The 21,521-nt window shown below is 65.3% G+C and carries 35 protein-coding genes and 2 tRNA genes; 29 read left to right on the top strand and 8 right to left on the bottom strand.

Features of this window, described 5'->3' with window-relative positions; all coding sequences use genetic code 11:
* Positions 1-23 precede the first annotated feature (23 nt).
* The 28 genes from AAW51_RS10420 to AAW51_RS30720 all read left to right on the top strand — a co-directional run bounded on the left by AAW51_RS10420 (position 24) and on the right by AAW51_RS30720 (position 13,713).
* The gene (locus AAW51_RS10420) at positions 24-791 is read left to right on the top strand and encodes a S24 family peptidase (RefSeq protein WP_157359766.1); all 768 of its coding nucleotides are present in this window, start codon (positions 24-26) and stop codon (positions 789-791) included.
* Positions 788-1,363, top strand: a complete 576-nt coding sequence (locus AAW51_RS10415) for a hypothetical protein (RefSeq protein WP_047194565.1) — start codon at positions 788-790, stop codon at positions 1,361-1,363. The genes AAW51_RS10420 and AAW51_RS10415 overlap by 4 nt, the downstream gene beginning before the upstream one ends.
* Before the next feature lie 231 nt (positions 1,364-1,594).
* Positions 1,595-1,810, top strand: coding sequence for a hypothetical protein (locus tag AAW51_RS10410; RefSeq protein ID WP_047194564.1), 216 nt, complete (start codon positions 1,595-1,597; stop codon positions 1,808-1,810).
* Complete coding sequence (locus AAW51_RS10405; RefSeq protein WP_047194563.1) at positions 1,807-2,124, top strand: hypothetical protein; 318 nt, start codon at positions 1,807-1,809, stop codon at positions 2,122-2,124. The genes AAW51_RS10410 and AAW51_RS10405 overlap by 4 nt, the downstream gene beginning before the upstream one ends.
* Positions 2,121-2,327 carry a hypothetical protein gene (locus tag AAW51_RS10400; protein ID WP_047194562.1) on the top strand — a complete coding sequence of 69 codons (207 nt, stop codon included), beginning with the start codon at positions 2,121-2,123 and terminating at the stop codon, positions 2,325-2,327. The genes AAW51_RS10405 and AAW51_RS10400 overlap by 4 nt, the downstream gene beginning before the upstream one ends.
* Positions 2,324-2,746, top strand: a complete 423-nt coding sequence (locus AAW51_RS10395) for a hypothetical protein (protein WP_157359764.1) — start codon at positions 2,324-2,326, stop codon at positions 2,744-2,746. Before AAW51_RS10400 ends, AAW51_RS10395 begins: the two co-directional genes overlap by 4 nt.
* Positions 2,746-3,039, top strand: coding sequence for a hypothetical protein (locus AAW51_RS10390; protein WP_047194560.1), 294 nt, complete (start codon positions 2,746-2,748; stop codon positions 3,037-3,039). Before AAW51_RS10395 ends, AAW51_RS10390 begins: the two co-directional genes overlap by 1 nt.
* A 53-nt stretch (positions 3,040-3,092) precedes the next feature.
* Positions 3,093-3,383 carry a hypothetical protein gene (locus AAW51_RS10385; protein WP_157359762.1) on the top strand — a complete coding sequence of 97 codons (291 nt, stop codon included), beginning with the start codon at positions 3,093-3,095 and terminating at the stop codon, positions 3,381-3,383.
* An 85-nt stretch (positions 3,384-3,468) separates the two neighbouring features.
* Positions 3,469-3,627 carry a hypothetical protein gene (locus AAW51_RS29860; protein ID WP_157359760.1) on the top strand — a complete coding sequence of 53 codons (159 nt, stop codon included), beginning with the start codon at positions 3,469-3,471 and terminating at the stop codon, positions 3,625-3,627.
* Positions 3,624-3,821 carry a hypothetical protein gene (locus AAW51_RS10380; RefSeq protein WP_047194558.1) on the top strand — a complete coding sequence of 66 codons (198 nt, stop codon included), beginning with the start codon at positions 3,624-3,626 and terminating at the stop codon, positions 3,819-3,821. Before AAW51_RS29860 ends, AAW51_RS10380 begins: the two co-directional genes overlap by 4 nt.
* Before the next feature lie 34 nt (positions 3,822-3,855).
* The gene (locus tag AAW51_RS29855; RefSeq protein WP_157359757.1) at positions 3,856-4,002 is read left to right on the top strand and encodes a hypothetical protein; all 147 of its coding nucleotides are present in this window, start codon (positions 3,856-3,858) and stop codon (positions 4,000-4,002) included.
* Positions 4,003-4,018: 16 nt separating this feature from the next.
* The gene (locus AAW51_RS28030) at positions 4,019-5,179 is read left to right on the top strand and encodes a coiled-coil domain-containing protein (RefSeq protein WP_053013465.1); all 1,161 of its coding nucleotides are present in this window, start codon (positions 4,019-4,021) and stop codon (positions 5,177-5,179) included.
* On the top strand, positions 5,176-6,051 hold the full coding sequence (bet, locus tag AAW51_RS10370; RefSeq protein WP_053013464.1) for a phage recombination protein Bet: 876 nt from the start codon (positions 5,176-5,178) through the stop codon (positions 6,049-6,051). Before AAW51_RS28030 ends, bet begins: the two co-directional genes overlap by 4 nt.
* The gene (locus AAW51_RS10365; RefSeq protein WP_047194557.1) at positions 6,048-6,710 is read left to right on the top strand and encodes a lambda exonuclease family protein; all 663 of its coding nucleotides are present in this window, start codon (positions 6,048-6,050) and stop codon (positions 6,708-6,710) included. The genes bet and AAW51_RS10365 overlap by 4 nt, the downstream gene beginning before the upstream one ends.
* On the top strand, positions 6,707-7,462 hold the full coding sequence (locus AAW51_RS10360; RefSeq protein ID WP_047194556.1) for a hypothetical protein: 756 nt from the start codon (positions 6,707-6,709) through the stop codon (positions 7,460-7,462). Before AAW51_RS10365 ends, AAW51_RS10360 begins: the two co-directional genes overlap by 4 nt.
* A gap of 2 nt (positions 7,463-7,464) precedes the next feature.
* Positions 7,465-7,896, top strand: a complete 432-nt coding sequence (locus AAW51_RS10355) for a recombination protein NinB (protein ID WP_053013463.1) — start codon at positions 7,465-7,467, stop codon at positions 7,894-7,896.
* Positions 7,897-7,903: 7 nt separating this feature from the next.
* Complete coding sequence (locus AAW51_RS10350) at positions 7,904-8,119, top strand: hypothetical protein (protein ID WP_047194555.1); 216 nt, start codon at positions 7,904-7,906, stop codon at positions 8,117-8,119.
* A 22-nt stretch (positions 8,120-8,141) separates the two neighbouring features.
* Positions 8,142-8,741 (top strand): hypothetical protein, encoded by a 600-nt coding sequence (locus tag AAW51_RS10345; protein WP_047194554.1) that lies wholly within the window; start codon positions 8,142-8,144, stop codon positions 8,739-8,741.
* Positions 8,742-8,782: 41 nt separating this feature from the next.
* Positions 8,783-9,049 (top strand): acyl carrier protein, encoded by a 267-nt coding sequence (locus AAW51_RS10340; protein WP_047194553.1) that lies wholly within the window; start codon positions 8,783-8,785, stop codon positions 9,047-9,049.
* The gene (locus AAW51_RS10335) at positions 9,049-9,411 is read left to right on the top strand and encodes a hypothetical protein (RefSeq protein ID WP_047194552.1); all 363 of its coding nucleotides are present in this window, start codon (positions 9,049-9,051) and stop codon (positions 9,409-9,411) included. Before AAW51_RS10340 ends, AAW51_RS10335 begins: the two co-directional genes overlap by 1 nt.
* Entirely contained in the window at positions 9,408-10,145 is a 738-nt protein-coding gene (locus AAW51_RS10330) for a hypothetical protein (RefSeq protein WP_047194551.1), read from the top strand. The genes AAW51_RS10335 and AAW51_RS10330 overlap by 4 nt, the downstream gene beginning before the upstream one ends.
* Positions 10,142-10,396: a hypothetical protein gene (locus tag AAW51_RS10325; protein WP_047194550.1), complete on the top strand. Its 255-nt coding sequence runs from the start codon at positions 10,142-10,144 to the stop codon at positions 10,394-10,396. The genes AAW51_RS10330 and AAW51_RS10325 overlap by 4 nt, the downstream gene beginning before the upstream one ends.
* A 195-nt stretch (positions 10,397-10,591) precedes the next feature.
* Entirely contained in the window at positions 10,592-10,942 is a 351-nt protein-coding gene (locus AAW51_RS10320; RefSeq protein ID WP_047194549.1) for a hypothetical protein, read from the top strand.
* A complete protein-coding gene (locus AAW51_RS10315) occupies positions 10,942-11,187 on the top strand; it encodes a hypothetical protein (RefSeq protein WP_047194548.1) in 246 nt (81 codons plus the stop codon). Before AAW51_RS10320 ends, AAW51_RS10315 begins: the two co-directional genes overlap by 1 nt.
* The gene (locus AAW51_RS10310) at positions 11,184-11,828 is read left to right on the top strand and encodes an ASCH domain-containing protein (protein ID WP_047194547.1); all 645 of its coding nucleotides are present in this window, start codon (positions 11,184-11,186) and stop codon (positions 11,826-11,828) included. The genes AAW51_RS10315 and AAW51_RS10310 overlap by 4 nt, the downstream gene beginning before the upstream one ends.
* 3 nt (positions 11,829-11,831) lie before the next feature.
* Positions 11,832-12,311 carry a DUF1643 domain-containing protein gene (locus AAW51_RS10305; RefSeq protein ID WP_047194546.1) on the top strand — a complete coding sequence of 160 codons (480 nt, stop codon included), beginning with the start codon at positions 11,832-11,834 and terminating at the stop codon, positions 12,309-12,311.
* 38 nt (positions 12,312-12,349) lie between these two features.
* Positions 12,350-12,592, top strand: a complete 243-nt coding sequence (locus AAW51_RS10300) for a DUF4224 domain-containing protein (protein WP_157359755.1) — start codon at positions 12,350-12,352, stop codon at positions 12,590-12,592.
* Between the two features lie 38 nt (positions 12,593-12,630).
* Positions 12,631-13,713, top strand: a complete 1,083-nt coding sequence (locus tag AAW51_RS30720) for a site-specific integrase (protein ID WP_238947818.1) — start codon at positions 12,631-12,633, stop codon at positions 13,711-13,713.
* Positions 13,714-13,782: 69 nt separating this feature from the next.
* Here AAW51_RS30720 and AAW51_RS10290 read toward each other — a convergent pair.
* From AAW51_RS10290 to AAW51_RS10265, 6 genes are all read right to left on the bottom strand, one after another.
* Positions 13,783-13,858: transfer RNA gene (locus tag AAW51_RS10290), tRNA-His, on the bottom strand.
* A gap of 100 nt (positions 13,859-13,958) precedes the next feature.
* Positions 13,959-15,860, bottom strand: a complete 1,902-nt coding sequence (locus AAW51_RS10285; RefSeq protein ID WP_047194544.1) for a SurA N-terminal domain-containing protein — start codon at positions 15,858-15,860, stop codon at positions 13,959-13,961.
* 411 nt (positions 15,861-16,271) lie between these two features.
* Positions 16,272-16,347: transfer RNA gene (locus tag AAW51_RS10280), tRNA-Val, on the bottom strand.
* Between the two features lie 15 nt (positions 16,348-16,362).
* Positions 16,363-16,635, bottom strand: coding sequence for an HU family DNA-binding protein (locus AAW51_RS10275; protein WP_047194543.1), 273 nt, complete (start codon positions 16,633-16,635; stop codon positions 16,363-16,365).
* Positions 16,636-16,875: 240 nt separating this feature from the next.
* Entirely contained in the window at positions 16,876-17,970 is a 1,095-nt protein-coding gene (locus AAW51_RS10270; RefSeq protein WP_047194542.1) for a tartrate dehydrogenase, read from the bottom strand.
* A gap of 56 nt (positions 17,971-18,026) precedes the next feature.
* Complete coding sequence (locus AAW51_RS10265) at positions 18,027-18,899, bottom strand: alpha/beta fold hydrolase (RefSeq protein WP_047194541.1); 873 nt, start codon at positions 18,897-18,899, stop codon at positions 18,027-18,029.
* 73 nt (positions 18,900-18,972) lie between these two features.
* Between AAW51_RS10265 and AAW51_RS10260 the strand changes: the two genes are divergently transcribed.
* Positions 18,973-19,908 carry a LysR substrate-binding domain-containing protein gene (locus AAW51_RS10260; RefSeq protein WP_083438205.1) on the top strand — a complete coding sequence of 312 codons (936 nt, stop codon included), beginning with the start codon at positions 18,973-18,975 and terminating at the stop codon, positions 19,906-19,908.
* Here AAW51_RS10260 and AAW51_RS10255 read toward each other — a convergent pair.
* Together AAW51_RS10255 and pgsA are read right to left on the bottom strand one after the other, a co-directional pair.
* Positions 19,891-20,787 carry a DMT family transporter gene (locus AAW51_RS10255; protein WP_047194540.1) on the bottom strand — a complete coding sequence of 299 codons (897 nt, stop codon included), beginning with the start codon at positions 20,785-20,787 and terminating at the stop codon, positions 19,891-19,893. The genes AAW51_RS10260 and AAW51_RS10255 overlap by 18 nt on opposite strands.
* Before the next feature lie 86 nt (positions 20,788-20,873).
* Positions 20,874-21,440, bottom strand: coding sequence for a CDP-diacylglycerol--glycerol-3-phosphate 3-phosphatidyltransferase (pgsA, locus tag AAW51_RS10250; protein WP_047194539.1), 567 nt, complete (start codon positions 21,438-21,440; stop codon positions 20,874-20,876).
* Positions 21,441-21,521 lie beyond the last annotated feature (81 nt).

Here is a 21,521-nt window from a genome sequence, read left to right as displayed (position 1 = left end):
CTGATCTCATACGTCATTGCTGTATGGTAGATCAAGCATTGGTAGATGACAAGCATCGCGCCGAAAATACAGCGATGCTTGATAAGTCAGTCACGACTAGAGAACGCACGCGCATTGCGCTTCAGCGCGCGTTCGACGTCTGGAACAGCCAAGATCCTCGGAATCACACCAAGGCGGAACTGGCGCGTCAGTGCGAAGCGCTGTCTGGTCAGAAGTGCACGCCGCAGACTGTGAGCGGTTGGTTCTCGACCGGCCGGATGGACAAGGCCTGGCTGGGAGTCGTGGAAAAAGTCACGGGACAGTCACTCGGATTCAGCGGAAGCCCCGAAATGGGGCATGAATTCCCCCTAAATGGGGAATTACCCCCCTCAAGTGCGGGGTATCCTCGCTTCCACGCCAAGAACGTGGCGGTAGTGGGGGAGTGGTTCGTGCAGTCTGACGGTAGCTTCTCGGAAAAAAAATACGAGAACAACGAAGGTGGTTTCGTCGAGTGGGGTGGTGGCTCTGGCTACAAGGCCGTGAAGGTGCGAGGTGACAGCCTCGAGCCGCTCGTCAGCGACGGGCATTACCTCATCGTGGCGCCGGGCGTAAAGCCTCTGCCGGAGCAGCGTGTAGTGATCGTCAAGAAGGACGGACAGATGCTGCTGATGAAGCTGTTGTTTGATCGCGGCGATAGCGTCGTGGTGGAGACCTGGCATCGCACCAACAGGGTGACAATCTTGTGCGAGGACATCGCGTTTTTCTACCCGGTAATGGGCTGGATGGACCGCCACGCCCACCGGGCAGCATGATCCGGCCCGCGCTTTGCGCCGCAGGGCTGCTGCTGGCGGGGGCGGCAGTTGCCACCGAGTGGGCGGAAGAACCGGCCGCGGTGCTCGGTGTGCGACTCGGCGCGCGCGTCGACCAGCTCGACCTGCCATCGTGCCCGCCCCCCGCCCCCGGCGGCGGCGCCTCGCGGGGACTCTGCTTGCAGCGGAACGGGCCGTACGCCGACAGAATCATGGGACTGCAAGGGCTTCCAGACCTCGGGCTGCCGTATTCCGCGAGCATTCACCTGCACGAGGGAGCCGTCGAGGCCGTCGGCATTGAGGCTCGGCAAGCAGATTGGGCGCGCCTTAAAGCGATCCTTGTAGAACGCTACGGCCCCGCCACCAAGGAGACCGTTGGTCCCGTCACCACGGGCAGCGGCGCCGTGATCTCGTCGCAAACTCTGCAGTGGGCCGGAAGCGCCACGACGATCGTGGCGATCGAGAGGGCGGGGAGAGCCGGCACGTCCTACGTCAAGTTCTCCGACGCGGGGATATCCGCGAAGAAGGCAGCAACGCAAGCGAACACGGTCAGAGACGCCGCAGGCCAACTGTAAGCGCCCTTCGTTCCCCACTGAAACCCGCTTCGTGCGGGTTTTTTCACGCCGCTCGTCAACTTTCAGTCAACTGTCAATATTGACAGGATAGCCAAGAGCGAGCCGACGGCCCCGAAAAATACAGCGTTGCTGTATTTTTTCCACCGCTTCGCATCAAGTAACGCTTGATGAACATCCATCATTGCTTTATGCTTTATCCATCGCATCAACGAACGCGACGGAGGCAGAGAGATGGACATCAAGCACGGGCTACAGCGGATCGCAGCCCCAAGCGAGCGTAACCGCAGCGAGTTCCCTCCCAACATGGTGCTCGAGCCGCGGCCACGGCCGCTGTATGCGGAGCCGAGCCGTGTCGCCATTCGTCACTACGTGCAGGTCATGCAGATGAAGCCTCGCGCCTCCTTTATGGAGCGCGTTGTGGCCGCAATGACAGGGGGTCGCGTATGAGCACCCCCATGGACCGGCTGCCGGAGACAGCGCTGGAGGTGCTCACGAAGCACGGCCGCAAGCTCGGAAAGGACTACGCCGTAATCGAGGCGGCGCTCAAGGAGCGAAGCGCATTCGACGCCGAGTGCCGCACCCTGCGCGCCGAAGTGGCCTCCCTCCGCGCTCAGCGCCGAGGCCTGCACGACGAATACGCGATGGCCGCCCTGAAAGGCCTGCTTGCCAGCGATACGGATGCTGGGCAGCACGGACACGTGCGATTGCTCCAGGCGTTCGCCCTCGCTGACTTGGCGATGGACGTTAGGAGCACGCGATGAGCAACGTCGTCCTCCTCCCCGATTACCTCGCAGCCATCGAGTGCGCGAAACGCGTGGTGCGCTACCGCACCGCCTGCACGCCGAAGTCTTCCCCGGCTGAGCGGGCCATGTACCGGAAGCTGATCAGCACCGAGTGCGAGGTCGTCGCGCGAGTCGCGGATTCGATCATGAACGGCCAGGCCGCAGAGGGAGCACAGCAGTGAAAGCAGCAGCAGTGATCCTCGCGCTCCTGTGCGGCACCGCCAGCGCGGAGACGACCTTCGGGCTCCATGTCGCCTCGAAGCACGTTCCGCAGCGCGACCAGAGCAACGTGAACCCCGGCTTGTACGCGATCACGGACAGCGGCTGGACCGTTGGCGGGTACCGCAACAGCTGGCGAAAGCTGTCCGTGTACGCCGGCAAGACCTGGACGCTGGCCGAGGCTGGCCCGGTCTCCCTCGACCTGACGCTGGGAGCTGTCACCGGCTACCGCACGCAGAAGAACAAGGCCGGTGTGCGCCCTCTCCTGCTGCCGTCGGTTGTCGTCGGCGACGAGTTCCGAGTTCGCATCGCCTACGGCCCTCGCTTCGACCCGAAGGCCGGCAGCCATCTTGTGCACCTGATGGTCGAGCGGAGCTTCTGATGGGCCTGATGAGCGAACCACTGACCGAGCATGAACTGCAGGCGGAAACCGACCGCTGGCTACGGCAATTGAATACGACGGACGTGCTGGACGAACTGTGTGACGCCGAGGGGCCCCTCACGCTGGCGATTGAGGCAGGCAACGCGAGAGCGATCGGCGAGATCGTGCTCGAAGTGCGGCAGGCCTACGCCAAGCGCCTGGCTTGCCGAGAGCTGTGCGCGTTCGGGGCCCAGCTGCCGACCACAGAACAAGTCGCGTCGCTGGCGTTGATCCGCGCCAGCGCCGGCCAGTAGTTCGACAAAGCGAACCGACGCACGGGCGTCGTTGGGAGAACAAGGGGATGAGCATGTACAGCAACGTCGGCTGCTCGCAGTGCGGCCGCTACTTCGGGCCGGGGGACCACGGGTTCTCTCACTGCGAAAACCACGGCGGCATTTCGCCGCACAGGATGGCCGAGATGGGCGACGCGAAACACACGCTTGGCGATCTCGAGGAGGCGGTAGCCGACTTCCTTGAGGCGCAGGACGCCCTCGACAACCGCGAACTTCAAGGGCCCTATGTCGAAGGCTACTTCGTGCTACTGCGTCGCAGAAACGACGCGCGGGGCCGACTTGACGCCGCCGGGAGCAGCGAATGAAGTTCAACCCCTCCCCTTTGGGCTGGTGCATGTGGCTCTATATCGCCCTCTGCTGCCTGAGCGGAACGATTGCAAGGTGGCTCGTATGAACGATGACCGTCTCGAAGGCGCGGGAGGTGAGGACACCGAGGAGCACCTGCTGCGCTCCCTCCCCGGCTGCATCGTCGCGGCCGTTGGGATGGTCGGAATCGCTGGCTTCGTCCTCTTCCTCGTCGCTCGCATCGTTCGGAGCTTGACCACATGACCACCTCATATGACGACGCGGTGGAGCTGAGCGAGATGCCCAGCGAGCCGGCCCGCCTGTACGACGCCGACCGCTTCCGTAAAGAGCAGCGCGAGAGTCTGAAAACCTGGCTGCTGTACCTCGCGACGTTCGCCGTGGGCGTGATTGGTTCCATCTTCTATCCGGGGAACTGGTTTGCTTTCACTTGGTTTTGAACACATCCCGGCCCCCGCCGGCTACCGCGGTCCCATGCAGCTTCCCTGCGGCCGCCGCATCTACTGGACCGGCCGGGTTGCCATCGGCCTGCGCCACCAACCGCAGTCCACCGGGCCGGCGTCCAAGTACGGCGAGTGGATTCAGGACGTGCTGCTGTCGCAGCCGGCGAAGTTGAACTGACGAACAAGGAGAACACGTGAACGCCATCCTCAAACCGGTCGAGCAAGACCAGGACGCAACAGCAGTTGCGATCCTCAGCAGCATCGAAGAGGTGCAGTCCGCAATCACGGAGTTCGACAAGGTGTCGGCCGGTCTGCGCGACCTCCGCGAGAAGTATTCGAACGTGGCCTTCGACGTGGCCAGCCCGAAGGGGCTGCGGGAGGCGACGGACGCTCGCGCCGCGATTCGTGCGCCCCGGTACGCGGTCGAGAAGGTGCGCAAGGCCGCCAAGGCTCCGGTGCTGGCGCTCGGCCGGGACATCGACGCCCGTGCCGCTTACATCACGGCCGAGCTGCTCCAGCTGGAAGAGCCGATCGACCGGCAAATCAAGGCTGAGGAGGCACGCAAAGAGGCTGAGAAGGAGGCGAAGCGGCTGGCGGAGCTCGCGCGCATCGAGGCGCATCAGGTGCGGATCGGCGAGATTCGGGCGCTCCTGTCGATCGCCGTCAATGCAACCGCGCCGTGCATCCAGACCCTGATCAACCGACTTGAGGCGTGGGTCGTCGGCCCCGACGCGTTCGAAGAGTACGCCACGGCCGCCCAGCGCGCCAAGGACGAGACGCTGACAAGGCTGCGTGAGATGCACCCGGCGGCCGTTGCCTACGAAGCGGAGCAGGCTCGCTTGAAGGCCGAACGAGAGGAACTGGAGCGCCTGCGGGCCGAGCAGGCGCGACGCGAAGCCGAGGAGCGTGCCCGGATCGCGGCCGAGCAGAAGGCTGAAGCCGACCGCTTGGCCGTCGAGCGAGCGAAGCAGGAGGCCGAGCTGCGGGCCCTGCGAGAGGTGTTCGAGCGCGAGAAGGCCGCTGCGCGAGCGGCGCAGGAGGAAGCCGATCGCCAGGCCGCAGCGGCGCGCGCCGAAGCCGAGCGCCTCGTCAAGGAGGCGCGCGAGGCCGAAGAGCGCCGGCTTGCCGCGGTGCGCGCTGAACAGGAGCGCCTGGCCCGAGAAGCGGAGGAAGCCCGCCTGCGCGACGAGCAAGCGCGCAGCGAGGCCGACAAGCGTGTGCGCGACGTCGCTCACCAACTGCTTACCACCCTGCGCGCGGTGAACCGCTGGGATCGCGCGGCCAACGCCCTGCCCGGTGCTCTGCAGGCGCAGGTCATTCAGTCCATCTTTGCCGCCACGGGGGAGCAGGAATGACCAACGCCCTCACGAAACAAGAGGGCGGCGCACTCGCGCTGTCCGAGGCTGAACTGCTGAACGTGCTCGCCTCGTCGCTGTACCCGGGCGCCGCGCCCGAGTCGATCAAGCTCGTAATCGGCTACTGCAAGGCAGCGGGCCTCGACCCGATGCAAAAGCCGGTGCACATCGTTCCCATGTGGGACGGCAAGGCCAAGCGGATGCGTGACGTGGTGATGCCAGGCATCAACCTGTATCGCACCCAGGCTGCGAGATCCGGCCAGTTCGCCGGCATGTCGGAGCCCGAGTTCGGGCCTGACGTAACGCAGAACGTCGGCGGGGTGACGATCACTTTCCCGGACTGGTGCCGGGTGACTGTGAAACGCGCGCTAGCTGATGGCCGCATCGCGGAGTTCACCGCGCGCGAGTATTGGATCGAGAACTACGCGGTGAAGGGTGGGCAGGAGAAGTCGACGGCACCCAACGCCATGTGGCAGAAGCGGCCACGCGGGCAGCTTGCGAAGTGCGCGGCCGCACAGGCTCTGCGCATCGCCTTCCCCGAGATCGCATCGCAAGCGACCGCGGAAGAGATGGAGGGCAAATCGCTGCAGAGCGACGAGCCGCTCGATCCACCGCCCTCGCAGGTCCCGGCCGAACTGGTCGAGGCAGCGAAAGCCGCTGCCTCGAAGGGGGTGCAAGCCTACCAGGAGTTCTGGCAAGCCACCGGCGCTGCAAACCGCAAACTGCTCGCGCCCCACCACGCGAGCCTCAAGGAGCAGGCGGCAAAGGCCGACGCCGACCGAACGATCGACGCGCAGACCCGGGATGGTGCGGGCAGCGATGGCGGCAACGACGTCGGCGACGAGATCGAAGCCACGGAGGATCGGGAATGATCGTCTACACCGATCCCCAAGGCTCGCTCGAATGGCTCGCCGCCCGGCGCGGAGTGATCACCGGATCACGCTTCAAGGACTGCCGCGACTACAACCAGCCGACCGCGGCCGAGAAAAAGGCCGGCGAGACCCGCGGCAAGCCTTCGAAGACGCTGCTTGCGTATGCCATGGACGTGGCGCGCGAGCGGGTAGGCGGCATTGCGCCGTCGAAGTTCGTGACCCATGCCATGCGCGCCGGCACGGAGGAAGAGCCGCCCGCACGGATCGCGTATGAGGCCGAGACCGGCCATCTGGTCGAGGAAGCTGGCTTCATCACGACCGACGACCGGCTCTTCGGTTGCTCAGTTGATGGCTTCGTCGGCGCCGACGGAGTCATCGAGATCAAGACGATGGTGTCGTCCGACACCCTCTTCCGCGCCGTCGTCCAGGGCGACATTAGCGAATACATCGACCAGATCAACGGGGAAATGTGGCTGCTCGGCCGCAAGTGGGTCGACCTCGTGCTGTGGGCGCCGGATCTGGAGCCGCTCGGCAAGCACCTGACGATTCGACGCGTCGTGCGCGACGAGGCAGCCATCCAAGCTCTCGAAGACGACCTCATGACCTTTGCCCGACTGGTCGCTCAGTTCGAGAAGGAACTGCGGAAGGAGGCAGCATGATGAACCGACTCGCGCCCTGGACCACGGTCGAAGAGACCACTCTCCGGCTCCACTATCCAGTCGATGGCCCGCGCAAGTGCGTGGAGCTGCTGCCCAAGAGAAACCTCTACTCCATCTACGCCAAGGCCCGGCTGCTCGGGCTGAGGGCACCGAAGGTACCTCCGACCGCCGGCAAGAGGTTCGCAACGAAGTACCCGCCCAATGATGCGGTAGACACGGCAATCCGTGAAGGCTATGCCGCGTGCAAGGGGCGAGGAGACGTCGCCAAGATCGCAGCCAGGGTTGGTCGTCCGCGATGGTGGGTCAGCAAAAGAGCTGCCGAACTGGGAATCGCAAAACCACCGCTGAGGCAGCCGCCCTGGTCGACCGAGGAGCTTGCCATCCTGGAAGCGTGCGGTCACATGAGTGTGACGCATATCGCAAAGAAGCTCCGCGATGCTGGCTTCAGCCGCACGCCTTCGGCTGTCGGCAATGCGCTGAAGCGGAACCACATCGACCGCACGGACCCGGACACATGGTCCGCACGCGAACTTGGCGGCCTACTCGGCGTGACGGGAAAAACCGTCGTCGACTGGATTGAGCGGCGCAGTCTGCCTGCCAGCCGCGCCGGTACCCGCCGGTCCGAGGACCAAGGCGACATCTGGGTCATCAAGCGGAATGGGCTTCGTCGATGGCTGGCGTCCAACCCGGGTTTCGTTGACCTGCGCAAGGTTGATCAGGTCTGGTTCATGGACCTTGCATTTGGAGGCTGAACATGATGCCGCGCACCTTCATCGTTCGCGACGAGACGATTGCAGCCCGTGTGCACGGCTTCATCGATCAGAACGCCGGGCCGCAGATCAAGGCGGGGAAGCCTCTGCGCGTGGTGATAGCTCCGCATGTCGAAGACCGAACGGACGCACAGAACCGCTTCATGTGGGTCGCGGTACTCACGCCGATCTCGAAGCAGGTGAACGTGCTGGGCAAGCGGTTCAGCCCCGAAGCCTGGAACGAGATGCTGAAGGAGGAGTACCTCCCGGAGGAGAACTCAAAGGGCAAGAAGAAGTGGCAAATCCTGCCCAACGGCCAGCGCCGACTTCAGATGAGCACCACGGACCTCGACGTCGAAGAGATGACCGAGTACCTGCACAAGATCCAAGCCTACGCCGCGAGCGATCTCGGCGTCGACTTCGACAACAAATCGTGAACGCCACATGGCAAGCAACAACCGAATCTACCTCGTGAGCAACGACGCCGGCATGGCCCGCCTGGTGCGCGCGACCCATCCCTCCCATGCACTGCGCCACGTCGCGCAGGACAGCTTCACCGTGACCGTCGCCAGTCAGGACGAGTGCATCGAACTGACGCTGAAGGGCATACCGGTCGAAACGATCAAGGCCGAGCAGATGGACCTGCCGGACGCGGACTGATCCCCCCCCAAGAAAGGCAATCATGAGCCAGTTCTCCCTCGAAGATTTCACCGCCGTCACGGTCACCGGTGTCAACGTCCGCGCCGAGCATCACGGCCCCGATCAGGTTCCGGCGGCCGACATCAAGTTCGAACTGACGACCTCGAACAACATCCTCTCTGAGTTTGATGGCGCGCTGAAGTCGATGCTCTACAAGCGCGACGAGGAAGCGGATCGCCAAGCCTACGTCGATGGCGTGGAGCCGGTCACCGACCTGCCGCTGCTGCGTACCTCGATTCTCGAGCCGCTCAAGCTGAAGAAGGAGTACGCCGGCTACACGCTGACGGTTGACCAGGGCATCAGCGACACCAGCTGCATCGAGCTGGGCCAGTGCGAGGTCAACAACTTCGTTGTCGACTGCAAGGAAGGCGGCAGCGTAACCCTGAAGTTCCGGGTGCAGGCATCTGGGCTTCAGCCGTCGGTGCTCGGCAAGGTCGCTTCTCTGATCGGCCGTGAGGTCGAGATCACGCTGCTCCCTCCGAATGAAGTTGGTGAGCCTGGCGCAGCCATCGACGCCAGCAGCGACGGCGACTGGTTCGGCACCAAGGACGCGACCGACACCTTCCTCGAAGCGCAAAGCTGACCACCCTGCCCCTCATCGAACGGGGCGCATTGGAGAAGAACATGACCGCAGCCAACAACACCACGACCGACGACATCGCGAAGCGCACCACTGAAGCAATGGAGCAGCAGCTTGGCGTTCCGATCGGCAGCCTGCAGCCGACGTCAAAGCTCCGCGAGGACTTCGGCTGCGACAGCCTCGACTTGGTCGAACTATGCATGGCCGTCGAGCACGAGTTCCTTATCGAGATTCCCGACGAGGAACTGGAGGGCGTCGAGACCGTTGCTCAGGTGATCGAAGTCGTGCGGAAGCACGTTCTCGAGCAGTGATGACCGAGGGCGGATCTATGCACGGGACCCCCTCCGCAGCACAACTGGCCCATGCGGTCGAGTTGCTACGACAGATCCAGGAGCGTGCACTGAACCTCGGCTTCGACGGGGTCAAGGAGGCGCTCGAAGCTCTGGAACGACACACGGCAAGCGCCACCCAGTTCAGCCTTAACGAGCTGGCGAACAAGGTAGCACGCGAGATCCCCGAGGGCTGGTGGATCGACATCGGAATCGAGCAGGGCTACTGCGGCGTCTCTCTCTACAACCCGGACGGGTTTGGAGTCGCGGAGGAGTTTGCCGTCGACGGAACGCTGGAGGATGCAGTCAACGCGGCACTGCAGTACGCCAAGGAGCGGGCATGACACCGGAACAAGTGAAGGAGGCGCAGCGGCTGGCTGATGAGTTGGAAGCCTTGGGACGGCGAGTGTACGTAGAGGACAGGTCGCAGCCGCGCGCGGCGGCAGCCCTGCTCCGCACCCTCGCAGCCAGCGCACCGACAGGCTCGGGCGGGACTGGCGCGCAGCAGGGGGAGATGTGGGTGAGCATTAGCGACCGCCTGCCGAGCCATGGCCAGCGCATCCGCGGGCGTGCGCCAAATGGTGAGTGGGAAGAAACGTTCAACGAACGCGAACCCCTTGGGATGATGACGCATTGGCGGCCCGTGGACGTCGCACAGCAGGGGGAGCCGGTGGCGTGGCTTGTCGAGTTTGCTGGCGAGCCCGAGCTTGGCCACTACCTGACAGAGGAGCGGCCGGATTCTTCAGAATGCGTGACGCCCCTCTACCCCCACCCGCCAGCAGCGAAGGCGCCCGAGGGGTGGAAGCTGGTGCCGGCGGAGCCCTTCCCGTCTCAACGGATCGCCGGCACGGCAGAGTGGGTGCGCCAATCGGCCGACGATGACGAGCCGTGCACCGACAAGACGGCGGCCGTCTACCGCGCCATGCTCGCCGCCGCTCCTGCCGCACCGCAGGCAGAGCCGAGCGAGGAAGACGAGCGGGCGAAGTTCAAGGCGTGGGCGGAAGCCGCCGACTGCACGAACATCAATGCCCGTTTGGTCGCGTGGCTGGGCTGGAAAGCCGCAAAGGGGCTGGCATGAGCAGGAACCTGCTGCACAAGTCCAAGCTTGACGCTTTCAAGGCCTGGCTAGATCAGGCGGGCATTGAGCACCGCCCGCCGCGCGGTGAATTCCAGGTCTTGCAAGTCAAGACGAAGAACGGCCAATGGCAATGCGTCTTCGACCGCCTGGACGCGCAGGAGCACTACACCGTGGCATGGTCGCTTGAAAGCATTGTCCGGGCGTATATCCGGGAGCGCGGCACCAAAAGCGGAGGGGGCGGCAATGTCTAGGCGAGCACGAGCACGAGAGAACGCCCGGCCCTGGCTTGCCGGCGAAGTGGAGACCGACGGCATCCCCTGGGATCAGCTGCGCAAGCCAGTCGAGCCGCAGCTGCCGGAGAACGACATGCGGGTTCCGGGTGGGTCTCGGTACTTGGGGCTTAGCTTCAGGCCGAGGGTTGAGGCAGTGGAGTACGAGGAGCAGTGATGGCGACGGATGAACAGATCAAGTATTGGGCTGCAATCTGCGGGATCGGGTACGGGTCACCCTGGCAGCCGACTGAATCCCAAGTTCTGCAGTTCGCCCGGCTCGCCCAGGGGGCAGAGCGGCAGGCCGCCCAGTATTGGCATCGTGAATGCCTTGCGGCACGCGAAGCGATTGACCTCCTGCGGGAGAACTGCGCCGACGCAGCGGAATACGGGACCGGCTTCCTGGGTGTCAGGCGCATCGAGGAACTACTCGAACACATACCGGCCGCCACGACAGACGAGAGCGATCCGAGCAACTACGCCGATGCATCCGCGGTCGCCACCATCCGCGCACGAGGAGAGAAGTGATGGAAGAGATCAAGCTGCCGGATCACTGGTCGAGCCGTGAGATCCTGGCCATCCAGCCGTGGGATAGAAGCCACGCAAGACGGTACGCGGAAGCCTACGCGCGCGAATACGGCCGGCAATGCGCCGAGGCCACCGCCCGCGAATGCATCGCCCTCCTGCCCGGCGGCAACTACGCCGACCCCCAGCAGATCGCCGACGCCATCCGGGAACGGTTCGGGATCGTGGAGACGGAGTGCGAGCAATGAAGGAGCGACCCATTATTTTCTCAGGGCCCATGGTCAGAGCTTTGCTCGCCGGCACGAAGACGCAGACGCGGCGGGCCATGAAGCTGCAGCCTTATTCGAACGGGTTCCATTTCAACGGTCACGACATTGCCTGCCATACCGACTACCTGCCTCCGAGCGCGATGCTGCTGGATGTGTACCGGCGTGGCATGCACCTCTACACGACTTCGGACATAGAGGGCTGGGAGGCTGAGTGCCCCTACGGCGTGACGGGGCAGCGACTGTGGGTGCGGGAGACCTGGATGGACCTTGGCTGCGTGCGCATCGAGCGTCAGACCGGTGACCTCAGCCGCTACGCCTACGCCGCGGACACACCTCCCGGCAGCTACGGTGACGAGTGCCGGAAGGACTACGGCCTGAAGTGGCGGCCGAGCATTCACATGCCGCGGGCGGCCAGCCGCATCACCCTGGAGGTGAGAGGCGTGCGCGTCGAGCGGCTGCAGGACATCAGCGCCGAGGACGCCCTCGCCGAGGGCATCGAGCACTCGACCATGAACGACCCGCGCGTCGAGTACCGCTGGCTGTGGGAGCAGATCAACGGCGCCTGCAGCTGGGATGCGAATCCTTGGGTGTGGGTGGTCCAGTTCAATCGTGCGGAGTGAGAGATGGCCAACATTCAACGCACCGCCATGCTTTCCGACTGCTCGCGCTACCGGTACCGGCTCGGCCGCCGATGGGGCGATGGCCAGCCGCTGGCCTTCGTCATGCTCAACCCGTCGACGGCCGATGGCACCGAGGACGATCCGACCATCCGCAAGTGCATCGGCTTCGCGACGCGCCTGGGCTACAACGCGATCGAGGTGGTCAACCTGTTCGCGTTCCGTGCCACCGACCCGTGCGACCTCCGCGCCGCCGGCTATCCAGTCGGGCCCGACAACAACGGCCACATCGAATCGGCGTGTCGATGGGCGCCGATGGTGATCTGCGCGTGGGGTGCCAACGCGAAAGGCCTGCAGCGCCCCGTCGACGTGCTGCGCATGCTGGCGGCCTGGGGCTGCGAACCCATGGCCCTGCGCGTCGCCGCCGGCGGCATCCCGGCACACCCCCTGATGCTCCCCTATTCCTGCTCCCCCGTTCCGTTTTGAAACTCTGTTGTATGAGCGCGACATTCCACGAAGACGGCATGAGAAGTACCCTGCCACACCCGGACCTGGACCTCACCGACGAGGAAATCGACCGCATCTGCGCCGGCCTCACGCAGAACGCCGCCAAGGTTCGATACCTCCGCAGTCTCGGGCTGCACGTCGAACGCAAGCCGAACGGCCGCCCGTTGGTCAACCGGGCGCACTACAACGAAGTGCGCGGCGGTATGCGCGACTTCCCCATGGCAGAAGTCGGGGCCGGGCCGGTCTGGGGGGTGCACTGATGGGACGGCCGGGTCGCCCACGCGATCGGCTGAGTTCGATGAAGTTGCTCCCGCGCATGGAGGCCCGCCCGCTCAAGAACGGAGGATTCTCCTACCGCTATCACCCACTCGGCGGGAAGCCCATCCCCCTGGGGCGCGACTACGCAAACGCCTGCCGCCAGGTGCTGGACATGATCGGCCAGAACGATGCGATGGGAACGGTCAAATGGGTGTGGGACCGCTTCACCGACCCGGACCGGCCGGCGCCGCGCTGGAAGAAGATGGCAGACGGAACGCGAGACGACTACCGGCTTGCTTGGAAGGAGCTCGACAAGACATTCGGGAAGATGCAGATCGCGCGGATTGACAGCCCGATGGTCGCCCGCTACGTCAACATCGAGCGAGCTGCTGCGCCGCGTCGCGCTGCCATCGAGAAGTCCCTACTTTCCAACCTGTGCCGTCACGGTATCACGCTGGGCGTGTGCAAGACCAACCCCACGATTGGCGTCGAAACCCCTCCCACCGAGCCCAGAACGGAGGCGCCTGATCCTGGCGTCTTGCGCCGGTTCCTCGAGTGGCTGGAGAAGCAGACGCCCCAGCGGCGGATCATCGGCATGGGAGCGGAGTACGCCAGCCTGGCCGGCAACCGAAAGGTGGAATTCCTCGACCTGTGCTGGCCTCAGGTCGACCGGCCGCCCGCCGAGATCCGCCGGGAGATTTTGGCCGGGCGGGTCAAGCTCAGCCTGGGCGAGATCCGCGTAAAGCGGGCAAAGCAGCGTGGCAAGAAGCGCGGCGAGGTGATCGAGGTTATCGAGATCACACCGCAGCTGGACGCCCTCCTTGATCGACTGGAGGCGCTGCGCGAGGAGCGAGGCGTCGATTGCCTCTACGTCTTCCCGACGCGAGACAACAACGCCTACAGCGCACGCGGCTTCAAGACGCTGTGGCAACGAAGCGTGCTGCTGGCGATCGAGGAGAAGGTCATCACCGAGGAGACGCGGTTCACCTTCCATGATCTGCGGGCCTACTACACCACGGTGCACAAGCGTGAGCAAGGCAAGCTGCCCGACCTGCACGCGAACCCGGCCACCACGGCACGGGTCTACGACCGGAACAAGGAAGTGAAACGCCGGGCGCTATGAATATTCCCAAATTGGGAATTCAGAACCCGCAAAGTAAACAGGCCCTCACTTGGAGGGCCTGATGTTTTGTGGGGTGGCTGATGGGACTCGAACCCACGACGACCAGAATCACAATCTGGGACTCTACCAACTGAGCTACAGCCACCGCAGAGCCTGAGATTATAGCCACAACTTCTGCGTCTTTTGCACAACTGCCGCCGCTTTCGGCGCCAGCGACAAAAAACATCGCGTCGCGGCCGTCACGATCAGGGCGCGGGCGCCGCCTTCGGGTCGTACGTGATCTCGGTCTTGTAGCGCTTCTTCAAGGCCTCGTAATAGGCCTGCGCCTCGGCGGCGCCCCAGGCCTGCGCGTACTGACGCGGCAATTGGTCGGCCGCCGGCACCTCGGCCCGGCCCGCGACGGAATTGATCCGGACGACGGCATAACCCTGAGGGCCGAGATCGACGCCGACCCAGCTGGGCAATTTGTCGGTCTTGGCCTTCAGGGCCGCCTCGACCACCTCGCGGCTTTGGCCGCCCGGCTGCAGGCGCGACACTTTCACCGCCGGGGGGAGGTTCGCTTCCGCGGGGGCCTTCTGCCACGCCGCCAGCTTCGCCTCGCCTTCCTTGCGGGCCATTTCCGCCGCCTGGCGTGCCACCAACGCTTCGCGCACCCGCGGCTTCACCTCTTCCAGCGGCAGCGTGCGTGCCGGTTGGTGCTCAACCACCCGGGCGGCAACCAACTGGCTCGGTGCGACCTCCAGGGCCTCGGTGTTGCGCTTCGAACTGATCGCCTCGGTCGTGAACAAGGCCGCCAGCAACTTGGGGTTGGCCAGCACACCTTGTGCGCCGGGGCCGGGGGTGCGGGTGACCTTGTCGGCGGTCTGCAGCGGCAATTGCAGCTTGTCGGCGACCGGCTTCAAGGCATCGGTCTGCTCGTAGACCATGTTGCTGAACTGCTCGGCCACCTCGGCGTACCGCTTTTGCGCCTGCTGCGTGCGCACTTCGTCTTCGATCTCGGCCTTGACCGCCTCGAAAGACTTCTTGTCGCCGCCGCGCGCACCGGTGACGCGGATGATGTGGAAGCCGAAGTCGGTCTCCACCACCGGGCTGATCTCACCCTGCTTCAGCGTGAAGGCGGCCTCCTCGAAGGGCTTGACCATCGCGCCGCGGCCGAAGAACTCGAGGTCGCCGCCATTCGCGGCCGAACCCGGGTCCTCCGAGTTCTGCTTCGCCAGTTCGGCAAACCGGTCGGGGTTCTGCTTGAGCTCGGCCAGCAGTTTCTCGGCCTTGGCCTTGGCGGCGTCGCGCTGGGCTGCCGGGGCGCCCTTGTCGGCCTTGATCAGGATGTGGCTGGCGCGTCGCTCCTCGGGCGTCGAATAACGCGCCTCGTTTTCCTTGTAGTAGTTGCGGAGTTCGTCTTCGGGCACCGTGATGCCCTTCTTCACCGACTCGAGATCGAGCACGACGTATTCGATCTTCACCTGCTCCTGGGTCTGGAATTGCGCGACGTTCTTCGGGTCTTTGTAATAGGCCTCGAGGTCGGCATCGGTGGGGTTCACCTTGGCGAGGTAGTCCTTGGCCTCGAAGCGGGCGACCTGCACGTCACGCTGCTGCATGAAGGCGTCTAGTGCAGTCTCGGTGACCGTCTTCGATGCCATCGTGCTGTCGCTGACACCCAGCATCACCTGGCGCAGCGACAAGTCCTGGCGCAAGCGCTGTTCGAAACCCTGCGGGCTCATGCCTTGGGCGGCGAGGATGTCGCGGTTGAGCGTGCCGTCCGGTTTGCGCAGGAACGCCAGTTGAGGGTCGGTCGCGAAGATGCGCTGCAAGCGCTCGTCCGACGTGACCAGGTGCTGCTTGTCGGCCGCGGTCAGCATTACCCGCTCGCGGACCAGCGCTTCGAGCGTCTGGCGGCGCATCTCGGGCGTGTCGAACATCTTGCTGTCGATGCCGGGCATCTGTGCCCGCATGCGCTCGACCTGGTTGCGGTGTGCGGCCTCCAGTTCAGCTTCCGTGATGTCCTGGCCCGCGACCTCGGCGACCGTCTTGGCGCCCTCGCGGAACTGGCTGTAGCCCTCGACGCCGAAGAAGACGAAGGAAGGAATGATCAGCAACAGCAGCACGAAGAACAGGATGCGCGTGTTGTTGCGAACGAAATCAAACATCGAACGAACCTCGGTCTCAGAGTCGATGAGGGTGAACCGCGCAAGCGCGGGCCGTAGCCACGTCCTGCCCCACCCCGCCAGCGGCACACCTGAAAAGCAAAAAGGCGAACCTAGGTTCGCCTTCGTCATGGTGCTATCGCTAGCGTTGGGACCGCCGGAACACTCCTCGCAGCCGATGTCTCTCTCGCTTGCGGCAAGCTGGACTCGATCTGGGTTCCGATCCGCGCCCCCCGGCGTGACAGACCGATATTCTAGCTGACGCCGGCAGTGCTGCCGGGCGCGTCGAGCTACCGGTTGTGTACGTCCCACCGCGGGTGGCGGCTGAAGTCTGTTCGGGCTCGGGAGTCGTGTCGGGCAGCCGGTCTGCGTGAGCTGGATGCGCTGCCCGGGATATCGGCGGTGGATTTCTCGTGGTGGGTGCTGAGAGGCTCGAACTCCCGACCTACGCCTTGTAAGGGCGCCGCTCTACCAACTGAGCTAAGCACCCGAGAAAACACAGCCGTTAGTTTAGTGCGTCTTTGAGCGCCTTGCCGGGGCGGAACTTCGGCACCTTGGCCGCCTTGATCTTGATCGCCGCACCGGTGCGGGGGTTGCGGCCGCTGCGCGCGGCACGCTTGCCAACGGCGAAGGTACCGAAGCCCACGAGCGAGACGGTGCCGCCCTTCTTGAGCGTGGTGCGCACACCGCCGATCACCGCCTCGAGCGCTCGCGTTGCCGCGGCCTTGGAGATGTCGGCCTGCTTGGCGATATGCTCGATCAACTCGGTCTTGTTCACGAAGTACCCCCTCTCAAAGGTGTCGATTGGTCTTGGCGCGACCCATGAAATACGCCTGGTGAAAACCGCTTGGTAAGGGCCGCGCGCTTGTGTGATTTACTGCGCGACCAATTACAGCCACCGCCCTACTCGGTGTCAAGCGCGGTTGCGGATTCTATGCCCAATCGAAGTTGTTAAAGAGTGAACAAGTTCGCAGCCGGCGACGCTGGTCCTCGCTTGCGCGACGGGTCAAACGCCGCGTCAGCGTAGGGCTTGCACGATGGCCCGACCGAGGTCCGACGTGCGGGCATTGCCGCCGAGATCAGGCGTGCGAGGCCCCCCGTTCGAGGGATCGAGCACGGTCTCGATGGCCTTCAGGATGGCGTCGTGCGCGGCGCGGTGGCCGAGGAAGTCGAGCATCAGCGCGCCCGACCAGATCTGCCCGATCGGGTTGGCGATGGCGCGCCCGGCAATGTCGGGCGCCGAGCCGTGGACCGGTTCGAACAGCGACGGGAAGCGGCCATCGGGGTTGAGGTTGGCCGACGGCGCGATGCCGATGGTGCCGGTACAGGCCGGGCCGAGGTCGCTCAGGATGTCGCCGAACAAATTGCTGGCGACAACGACGTCGAAATGCTCGGGCCGCTGCACGAAATGCGCCGTCAGGATGTCGATGTGGAATTTGTCGACCGCGACCTCGGGGTAGTGCCGTGCCATCGCTTCGACCCGCTCGTCCCAATAGGGCATCGTGATCGAGATGCCGTTCGACTTGGTGGCCGAGGTCAATCGCTTGCGCCCGCGCGACTGGGCCAGTTCGAAGGCGAACTTGAGGACCCGATCGACGCCGGTGCGGGTCATCACCGTCTCCTGGATCACCACCTCGCGCTCGGTCCCTTCGAACATGCGACCGCCGATGCTCGAGTACTCGCCCTCGGTGTTCTCGCGCACGATCATCATGTCGATCTCGCCCGGCTGGCGCGGCGAGCCGTCACGGCGCACCAGCGGAGAGCGCACGCCGGGCATCAGCCGGGCCGGACGCAGGTTGACGTACTGGTCGAACTCGCGCCGGAAACGCAGCAAGGAGCCCCACAGCGAAACGTGGTCGGGAATCTTGTCGGGCCATCCCACCGCGCCGAAGAAGATGGCATCGTGCGAGCCGATGCGGTCCTGCCAGTCGTCGGGCAGCATCTTGCCGTGGCGCTCGTAGTAGTCCCAGCTCGAGAAATCGAACTCGTCGAACTGCAGGTCGATGCCATAGCGGCGCGCGGCTTCGTCGAGCACGCGCAGCCCCTCGGGCATCACCTCTTTGCCGATGCCATCACCTGCGATCACTGCGATGCGCAACTTGCCGGTGGTCATGTTCACTCCTTCACTTCACATCAAAAGTATTCGAGCCTTCAGAAGTACTCCAGCCTTCAGAAGTACTCCAGCATTTCGCCGAGCAGTGCCTCCGGGCATTCCTCGGCGATGTAGTGGCCGCAATCCAGCGCCCGCCCACTGACGTCGTCGGCCCGCTCGCGCCACAGCCGCAGCACGTCGAAGCAACGACCCACGGTGCCGTGGCTACCCCACAGCACCCGCAGCGGTTGCGTCAGACGCACACCCTGGGCGACGTCGTGGCGGTCGTGCTGCAGGTCGATGCCGGCTGACGCGCGGTAGTCCTCACAGATCGAGGTGGCGGTGCCGGGCAGCGCCAGGCAGCGCTCGTACTCGGCCAGGGCGACCGGGTCGAACGCGGCCAGGCCGGCGTGGCGACGCCCGATCACCTGGTGCAGGTAGGCGCGGCTGTCACGCTCGATCAGCGCTTCGGGCAAGGGCGGTGGCTGGATCAGGAAGAACCAATGCCAATAGGCCCGTGCGAACGCATCGGTGGTGCCTTCGTACATCGCCAGCGTCGGCGCGATGTCGAGCAGCATCAGCCGCGACACCTGCTCGGCCGCGTCGACGGCGAGACGGTGGGCCACCCGTGCGCCGCGATCGTGCGCACACACGCCATAACGGTCGAAGCCTAGCTGCACCATGGCGGCCGCGATCCACCGCGCCATCTGCCGCTTGCTGTGGTGCACGTGCTCGGCATCCGCGCTCGGGCGGCAGGAGTCCCCGTAACCAGGCAGGTCAAGCGCGACCACGGTGTAGCGGGCGGCAAGCGCGTGGGCCACTCGGTGCCACATCACGTGGGTCTGCGGATGGCCATGCAACAGCAACAGGGCCGGCCCGCGGCCGCCGAGGCGCAAGTGCAGGCGGGCGCCGTCGACCTCGACGTGGCGCGATACGTAGCCTTCGAACATGGCGCCATTGTGCGAATCGGGCTGGGCTCGGCAAGCAATAATCCGGCAAGCGACTATTTCCTTGGAGGAACTGATGATCGACCGGCCGGACCTGTTGCTGGTGACCCAGGTCGCAGCCCAGGGCAGCCTTGCCGCCGCCGCTCGGCAGCTCGACCTCGAGCCACCCGCCGTCAGCAAACGGCTGGCGGCACTCGAAGCGCAGCTCGGCGTGCGGCTGTTCCACCGCACCACGCGGCGCCTGGCGCTCACCGACGAAGGCGAGTTGTTCTGCGCGCAGGCGCAAACCCTGTTGGCCGGATTGCAGGCGCTCGAAGACGGGTTGCAGGCGCGGCGCGTGGAGCCACGCGGCAGCGTGCGCATCGCCTCGTCGTTCGGATTCGGCCGGCGCTGGGTCGCCCCGGCGCTGTCAGCCTTCCAGCAACGCCACCCGCAGGTGGAGTTGCAACTGCACCTGATGGAGCAGCTGCCGGACCTGACGAGCGGCGGCATCGACTGCGCCGTGTGGCTGTGGACACCTCGGCATGGGCAAGCGGTGACGCGCAAGCTGGCGGCAAACCGCCGCGTGCTGGTCGCCTCGCCGGACTACGTGGCCCGACGGGGCGCCCCCAGGCTGCCGGCCGATCTGGCGCAGCACGACTGCCTGGTGGTGCGCGAGCACGACAGCCGCTACGCACAATGGCGCTTGACGCCGCTCGGGCGCAAGCGCGACGCGCGGCCCGTCACCGTGCGGGTGCAAGGCCCGTTGTCGAGCAACAGCGGCGAGGTGGTGCGGGACTGGGCGCTGGCCGGGCACGGCATCATGCTGCGCAGTCTGTGGGACGTGCACGAAGCGCTGGCCGCCGGCCGCCTGGTGCAGTTGCTGCCGGGCTACGCGATGCTGGACGCCGACGTGCACTGGGTGGCCCCACAGCGCGCACAGGCCGACAGCGCGCCGCTGCGGCTGCGGCTGCTGCAAGACCACTTGCTGCAGTGGTTTGCCACGCCGCCGTGGCTAACCAACCCGACTTGAGCGAGGCTGAACCACCAGCCACACACCGAACGCCGTCAGCGCCATGCCGGCCAGCGTGCTGGGAGCGAGGGTTTCGTCGAACAGCGCCCATGCCATCACCGCCGTACACGGCGGCACCAGATAGAGCAAGCTGGTGACGCTGGTGGCGGCCCCGCGCTGGATCAGCAGGTAGAACAGCGAGCTGCCACCCAGCGTCAGGCCGACCACCGACCAGGCCAGTGCGCCGATGAAATGCGGGTGGGTGACGACCGACTCCGACTCCAGGGCCACCAGCGGCAGCGACACCACCAAGGCGGCCATCAGCTGCACCGTGTTGGCGGTGCGCACATCGCAAGGCGCGACGTGGCGCTTCTGATACAGCGTGCCGACGGTGATCGCCAACAGCGCCGCGACCGCCAGCCCCAGGTTGAGCCGGTTCAACTCGCCAGCGCCCAGCTTGTGCCACACCACCAAGGCCAGACCGACGAAGCCGACCGCCAGCCCGCCCCATTGCCTCGCGCTGGCCTTGGCCGACGCGTCTTGGGCGCGCACCGCAAGCCAGACCGCGGTGAGCACGGGTTGCAGCCCGACGATCAAGGCGATGGTGCCCGCGCCCATGCCCGCCTTGACGGCTGCCCACACGCCGCCGAGGTAGCCCGCATGCATCAACGCGCCAGTGACGCCCAGGTGCCACCATTGCGCCCACCCCTGTGGCCACGCGGCGCGCGCGAGCACGATCCAGGGCAGGAAACAGAGGATCGACAGCGCGTATCGCAGCGACAGGAAGGTGAGCGGCGGCGCGTACGGCATGCCGTAGCGCGCGACGATGAAGCCGGTGCTCCAGATGAGCACGAACACCAAGGGCACGGCGCGCAGCAGCGCGCGGGAACGGTCGGACATCGGGAACCACCGGAACAACAGAGGGGCCGGTCAGCCGGACAGGCCGGCATGCGAGCGCAGCAGCTGGGGCAGCAGGACGTGCCGGGTCAGCGCGCCTTCGAGCGGATCTCGGGTAGCGCCTTCTGCAGGTAGTACACCATCGACCAGATCGTCAGCACGGCCGCCAGGTAGAGCAGCACGGTGCCCCAGATCTTGGTGTCGACGATGCCGAACACCAGCCCGTCGTAGAGCAGGAACGGGATGGCGATCATCTGGGTGGTCGTCTTCAGCTTGCCCAGCATGTGCACGGCGACGCTTTTCAGCGCACCGATCTGGGCCATCCACTCGCGCAGCGCCGAAATGGCGATCTCGCGGCCGATGATGACCAGTGCGACCAGCGCGTTGACCCGGTCGAGCTGCACCAGGATCAGCAAGGACGCACAGACCAAGAACTTGTCGGCCACCGGATCGAGGAAAGCGCCGAAGGCCGAGGTCTGGTTGAGCCGCCGCGCGAGCCAGCCGTCGGCCCAGTCCGTCAGCGCGAAGACGATGAACATCACCGTGGCCGCCAGGTTGCCGACCGGCCGTTCGAGCGGCAGGTAGAACACGCCCACGATCAGGGGGATGGCGACGATGCGCGCCCAGGTCAGCAGCGTGGGGAGATTGAAGAACATGCGCACGATTGTGGCGCAAGTCGCATGACAGCCGCCAGCGCAACGATGTGTAGGCCCGGGCCCGGGGTGATCCGGAGGCCC

Origin of the sequence: Caldimonas brevitalea (assembly GCF_001017435.1) — a bacterium.
Classification (GTDB): Bacteria; Pseudomonadota; Gammaproteobacteria; order Burkholderiales; family Burkholderiaceae_C; genus Caldimonas; species Caldimonas brevitalea.
This window is presented reverse-complemented; position numbering and strand designations above follow the sequence as displayed.

Bases quoted from the DNA above. Each gene is read 5' to 3' on its own strand.
- AAW51_RS10420 (WP_157359766.1), top strand. From the start codon at position 24: ATGGTAGATCAAGCATTGGTAGATGACAAGCATCGCGCCGAAAATACA.
- AAW51_RS10415 (WP_047194565.1), top strand. From the start codon at position 788: ATGATCCGGCCCGCGCTTTGCGCCGCAGGGCTGCTGCTGGCGGGGGCG.
- AAW51_RS10410 (WP_047194564.1), top strand. From the start codon at position 1,595: ATGGACATCAAGCACGGGCTACAGCGGATCGCAGCCCCAAGCGAGCGT.
- AAW51_RS10405 (WP_047194563.1), top strand. From the start codon at position 1,807: ATGAGCACCCCCATGGACCGGCTGCCGGAGACAGCGCTGGAGGTGCTC.
- AAW51_RS10400 (WP_047194562.1), top strand. From the start codon at position 2,121: ATGAGCAACGTCGTCCTCCTCCCCGATTACCTCGCAGCCATCGAGTGC.
- AAW51_RS10390 (WP_047194560.1), top strand. From the start codon at position 2,746: ATGGGCCTGATGAGCGAACCACTGACCGAGCATGAACTGCAGGCGGAA.
- AAW51_RS10385 (WP_157359762.1), top strand. From the start codon at position 3,093: ATGTACAGCAACGTCGGCTGCTCGCAGTGCGGCCGCTACTTCGGGCCG.
- AAW51_RS29860 (WP_157359760.1), top strand. From the start codon at position 3,469: ATGAACGATGACCGTCTCGAAGGCGCGGGAGGTGAGGACACCGAGGAG.
- AAW51_RS10380 (WP_047194558.1), top strand. From the start codon at position 3,624: ATGACCACCTCATATGACGACGCGGTGGAGCTGAGCGAGATGCCCAGC.
- AAW51_RS29855 (WP_157359757.1), top strand. From the start codon at position 3,856: ATGCAGCTTCCCTGCGGCCGCCGCATCTACTGGACCGGCCGGGTTGCC.
- bet (WP_053013464.1), top strand. From the start codon at position 5,176: ATGACCAACGCCCTCACGAAACAAGAGGGCGGCGCACTCGCGCTGTCC.
- AAW51_RS10365 (WP_047194557.1), top strand. From the start codon at position 6,048: ATGATCGTCTACACCGATCCCCAAGGCTCGCTCGAATGGCTCGCCGCC.
- AAW51_RS10360 (WP_047194556.1), top strand. From the start codon at position 6,707: ATGATGAACCGACTCGCGCCCTGGACCACGGTCGAAGAGACCACTCTC.
- AAW51_RS10355 (WP_053013463.1), top strand. From the start codon at position 7,465: ATGATGCCGCGCACCTTCATCGTTCGCGACGAGACGATTGCAGCCCGT.
- AAW51_RS10350 (WP_047194555.1), top strand. From the start codon at position 7,904: ATGGCAAGCAACAACCGAATCTACCTCGTGAGCAACGACGCCGGCATG.
- AAW51_RS10345 (WP_047194554.1), top strand. From the start codon at position 8,142: ATGAGCCAGTTCTCCCTCGAAGATTTCACCGCCGTCACGGTCACCGGT.
- AAW51_RS10340 (WP_047194553.1), top strand. From the start codon at position 8,783: ATGACCGCAGCCAACAACACCACGACCGACGACATCGCGAAGCGCACC.
- AAW51_RS10335 (WP_047194552.1), top strand. From the start codon at position 9,049: ATGACCGAGGGCGGATCTATGCACGGGACCCCCTCCGCAGCACAACTG.
- AAW51_RS10330 (WP_047194551.1), top strand. From the start codon at position 9,408: ATGACACCGGAACAAGTGAAGGAGGCGCAGCGGCTGGCTGATGAGTTG.
- AAW51_RS10325 (WP_047194550.1), top strand. From the start codon at position 10,142: ATGAGCAGGAACCTGCTGCACAAGTCCAAGCTTGACGCTTTCAAGGCC.
- AAW51_RS10320 (WP_047194549.1), top strand. From the start codon at position 10,592: ATGGCGACGGATGAACAGATCAAGTATTGGGCTGCAATCTGCGGGATC.
- AAW51_RS10315 (WP_047194548.1), top strand. From the start codon at position 10,942: ATGGAAGAGATCAAGCTGCCGGATCACTGGTCGAGCCGTGAGATCCTG.
- AAW51_RS10310 (WP_047194547.1), top strand. From the start codon at position 11,184: ATGAAGGAGCGACCCATTATTTTCTCAGGGCCCATGGTCAGAGCTTTG.
- AAW51_RS10305 (WP_047194546.1), top strand. From the start codon at position 11,832: ATGGCCAACATTCAACGCACCGCCATGCTTTCCGACTGCTCGCGCTAC.
- AAW51_RS10300 (WP_157359755.1), top strand. From the start codon at position 12,350: ATGAGAAGTACCCTGCCACACCCGGACCTGGACCTCACCGACGAGGAA.
- AAW51_RS30720 (WP_238947818.1), top strand. From the start codon at position 12,631: ATGAAGTTGCTCCCGCGCATGGAGGCCCGCCCGCTCAAGAACGGAGGA.
- AAW51_RS10285 (WP_047194544.1), bottom strand. From the start codon at position 15,860: ATGTTTGATTTCGTTCGCAACAACACGCGCATCCTGTTCTTCGTGCTG.
- AAW51_RS10270 (WP_047194542.1), bottom strand. From the start codon at position 17,970: ATGACCACCGGCAAGTTGCGCATCGCAGTGATCGCAGGTGATGGCATC.
- AAW51_RS10265 (WP_047194541.1), bottom strand. From the start codon at position 18,899: ATGTTCGAAGGCTACGTATCGCGCCACGTCGAGGTCGACGGCGCCCGC.
- AAW51_RS10260 (WP_083438205.1), top strand. From the start codon at position 18,973: ATGATCGACCGGCCGGACCTGTTGCTGGTGACCCAGGTCGCAGCCCAG.
- AAW51_RS10255 (WP_047194540.1), bottom strand. From the start codon at position 20,787: ATGTCCGACCGTTCCCGCGCGCTGCTGCGCGCCGTGCCCTTGGTGTTC.
- pgsA (WP_047194539.1), bottom strand. From the start codon at position 21,440: ATGTTCTTCAATCTCCCCACGCTGCTGACCTGGGCGCGCATCGTCGCC.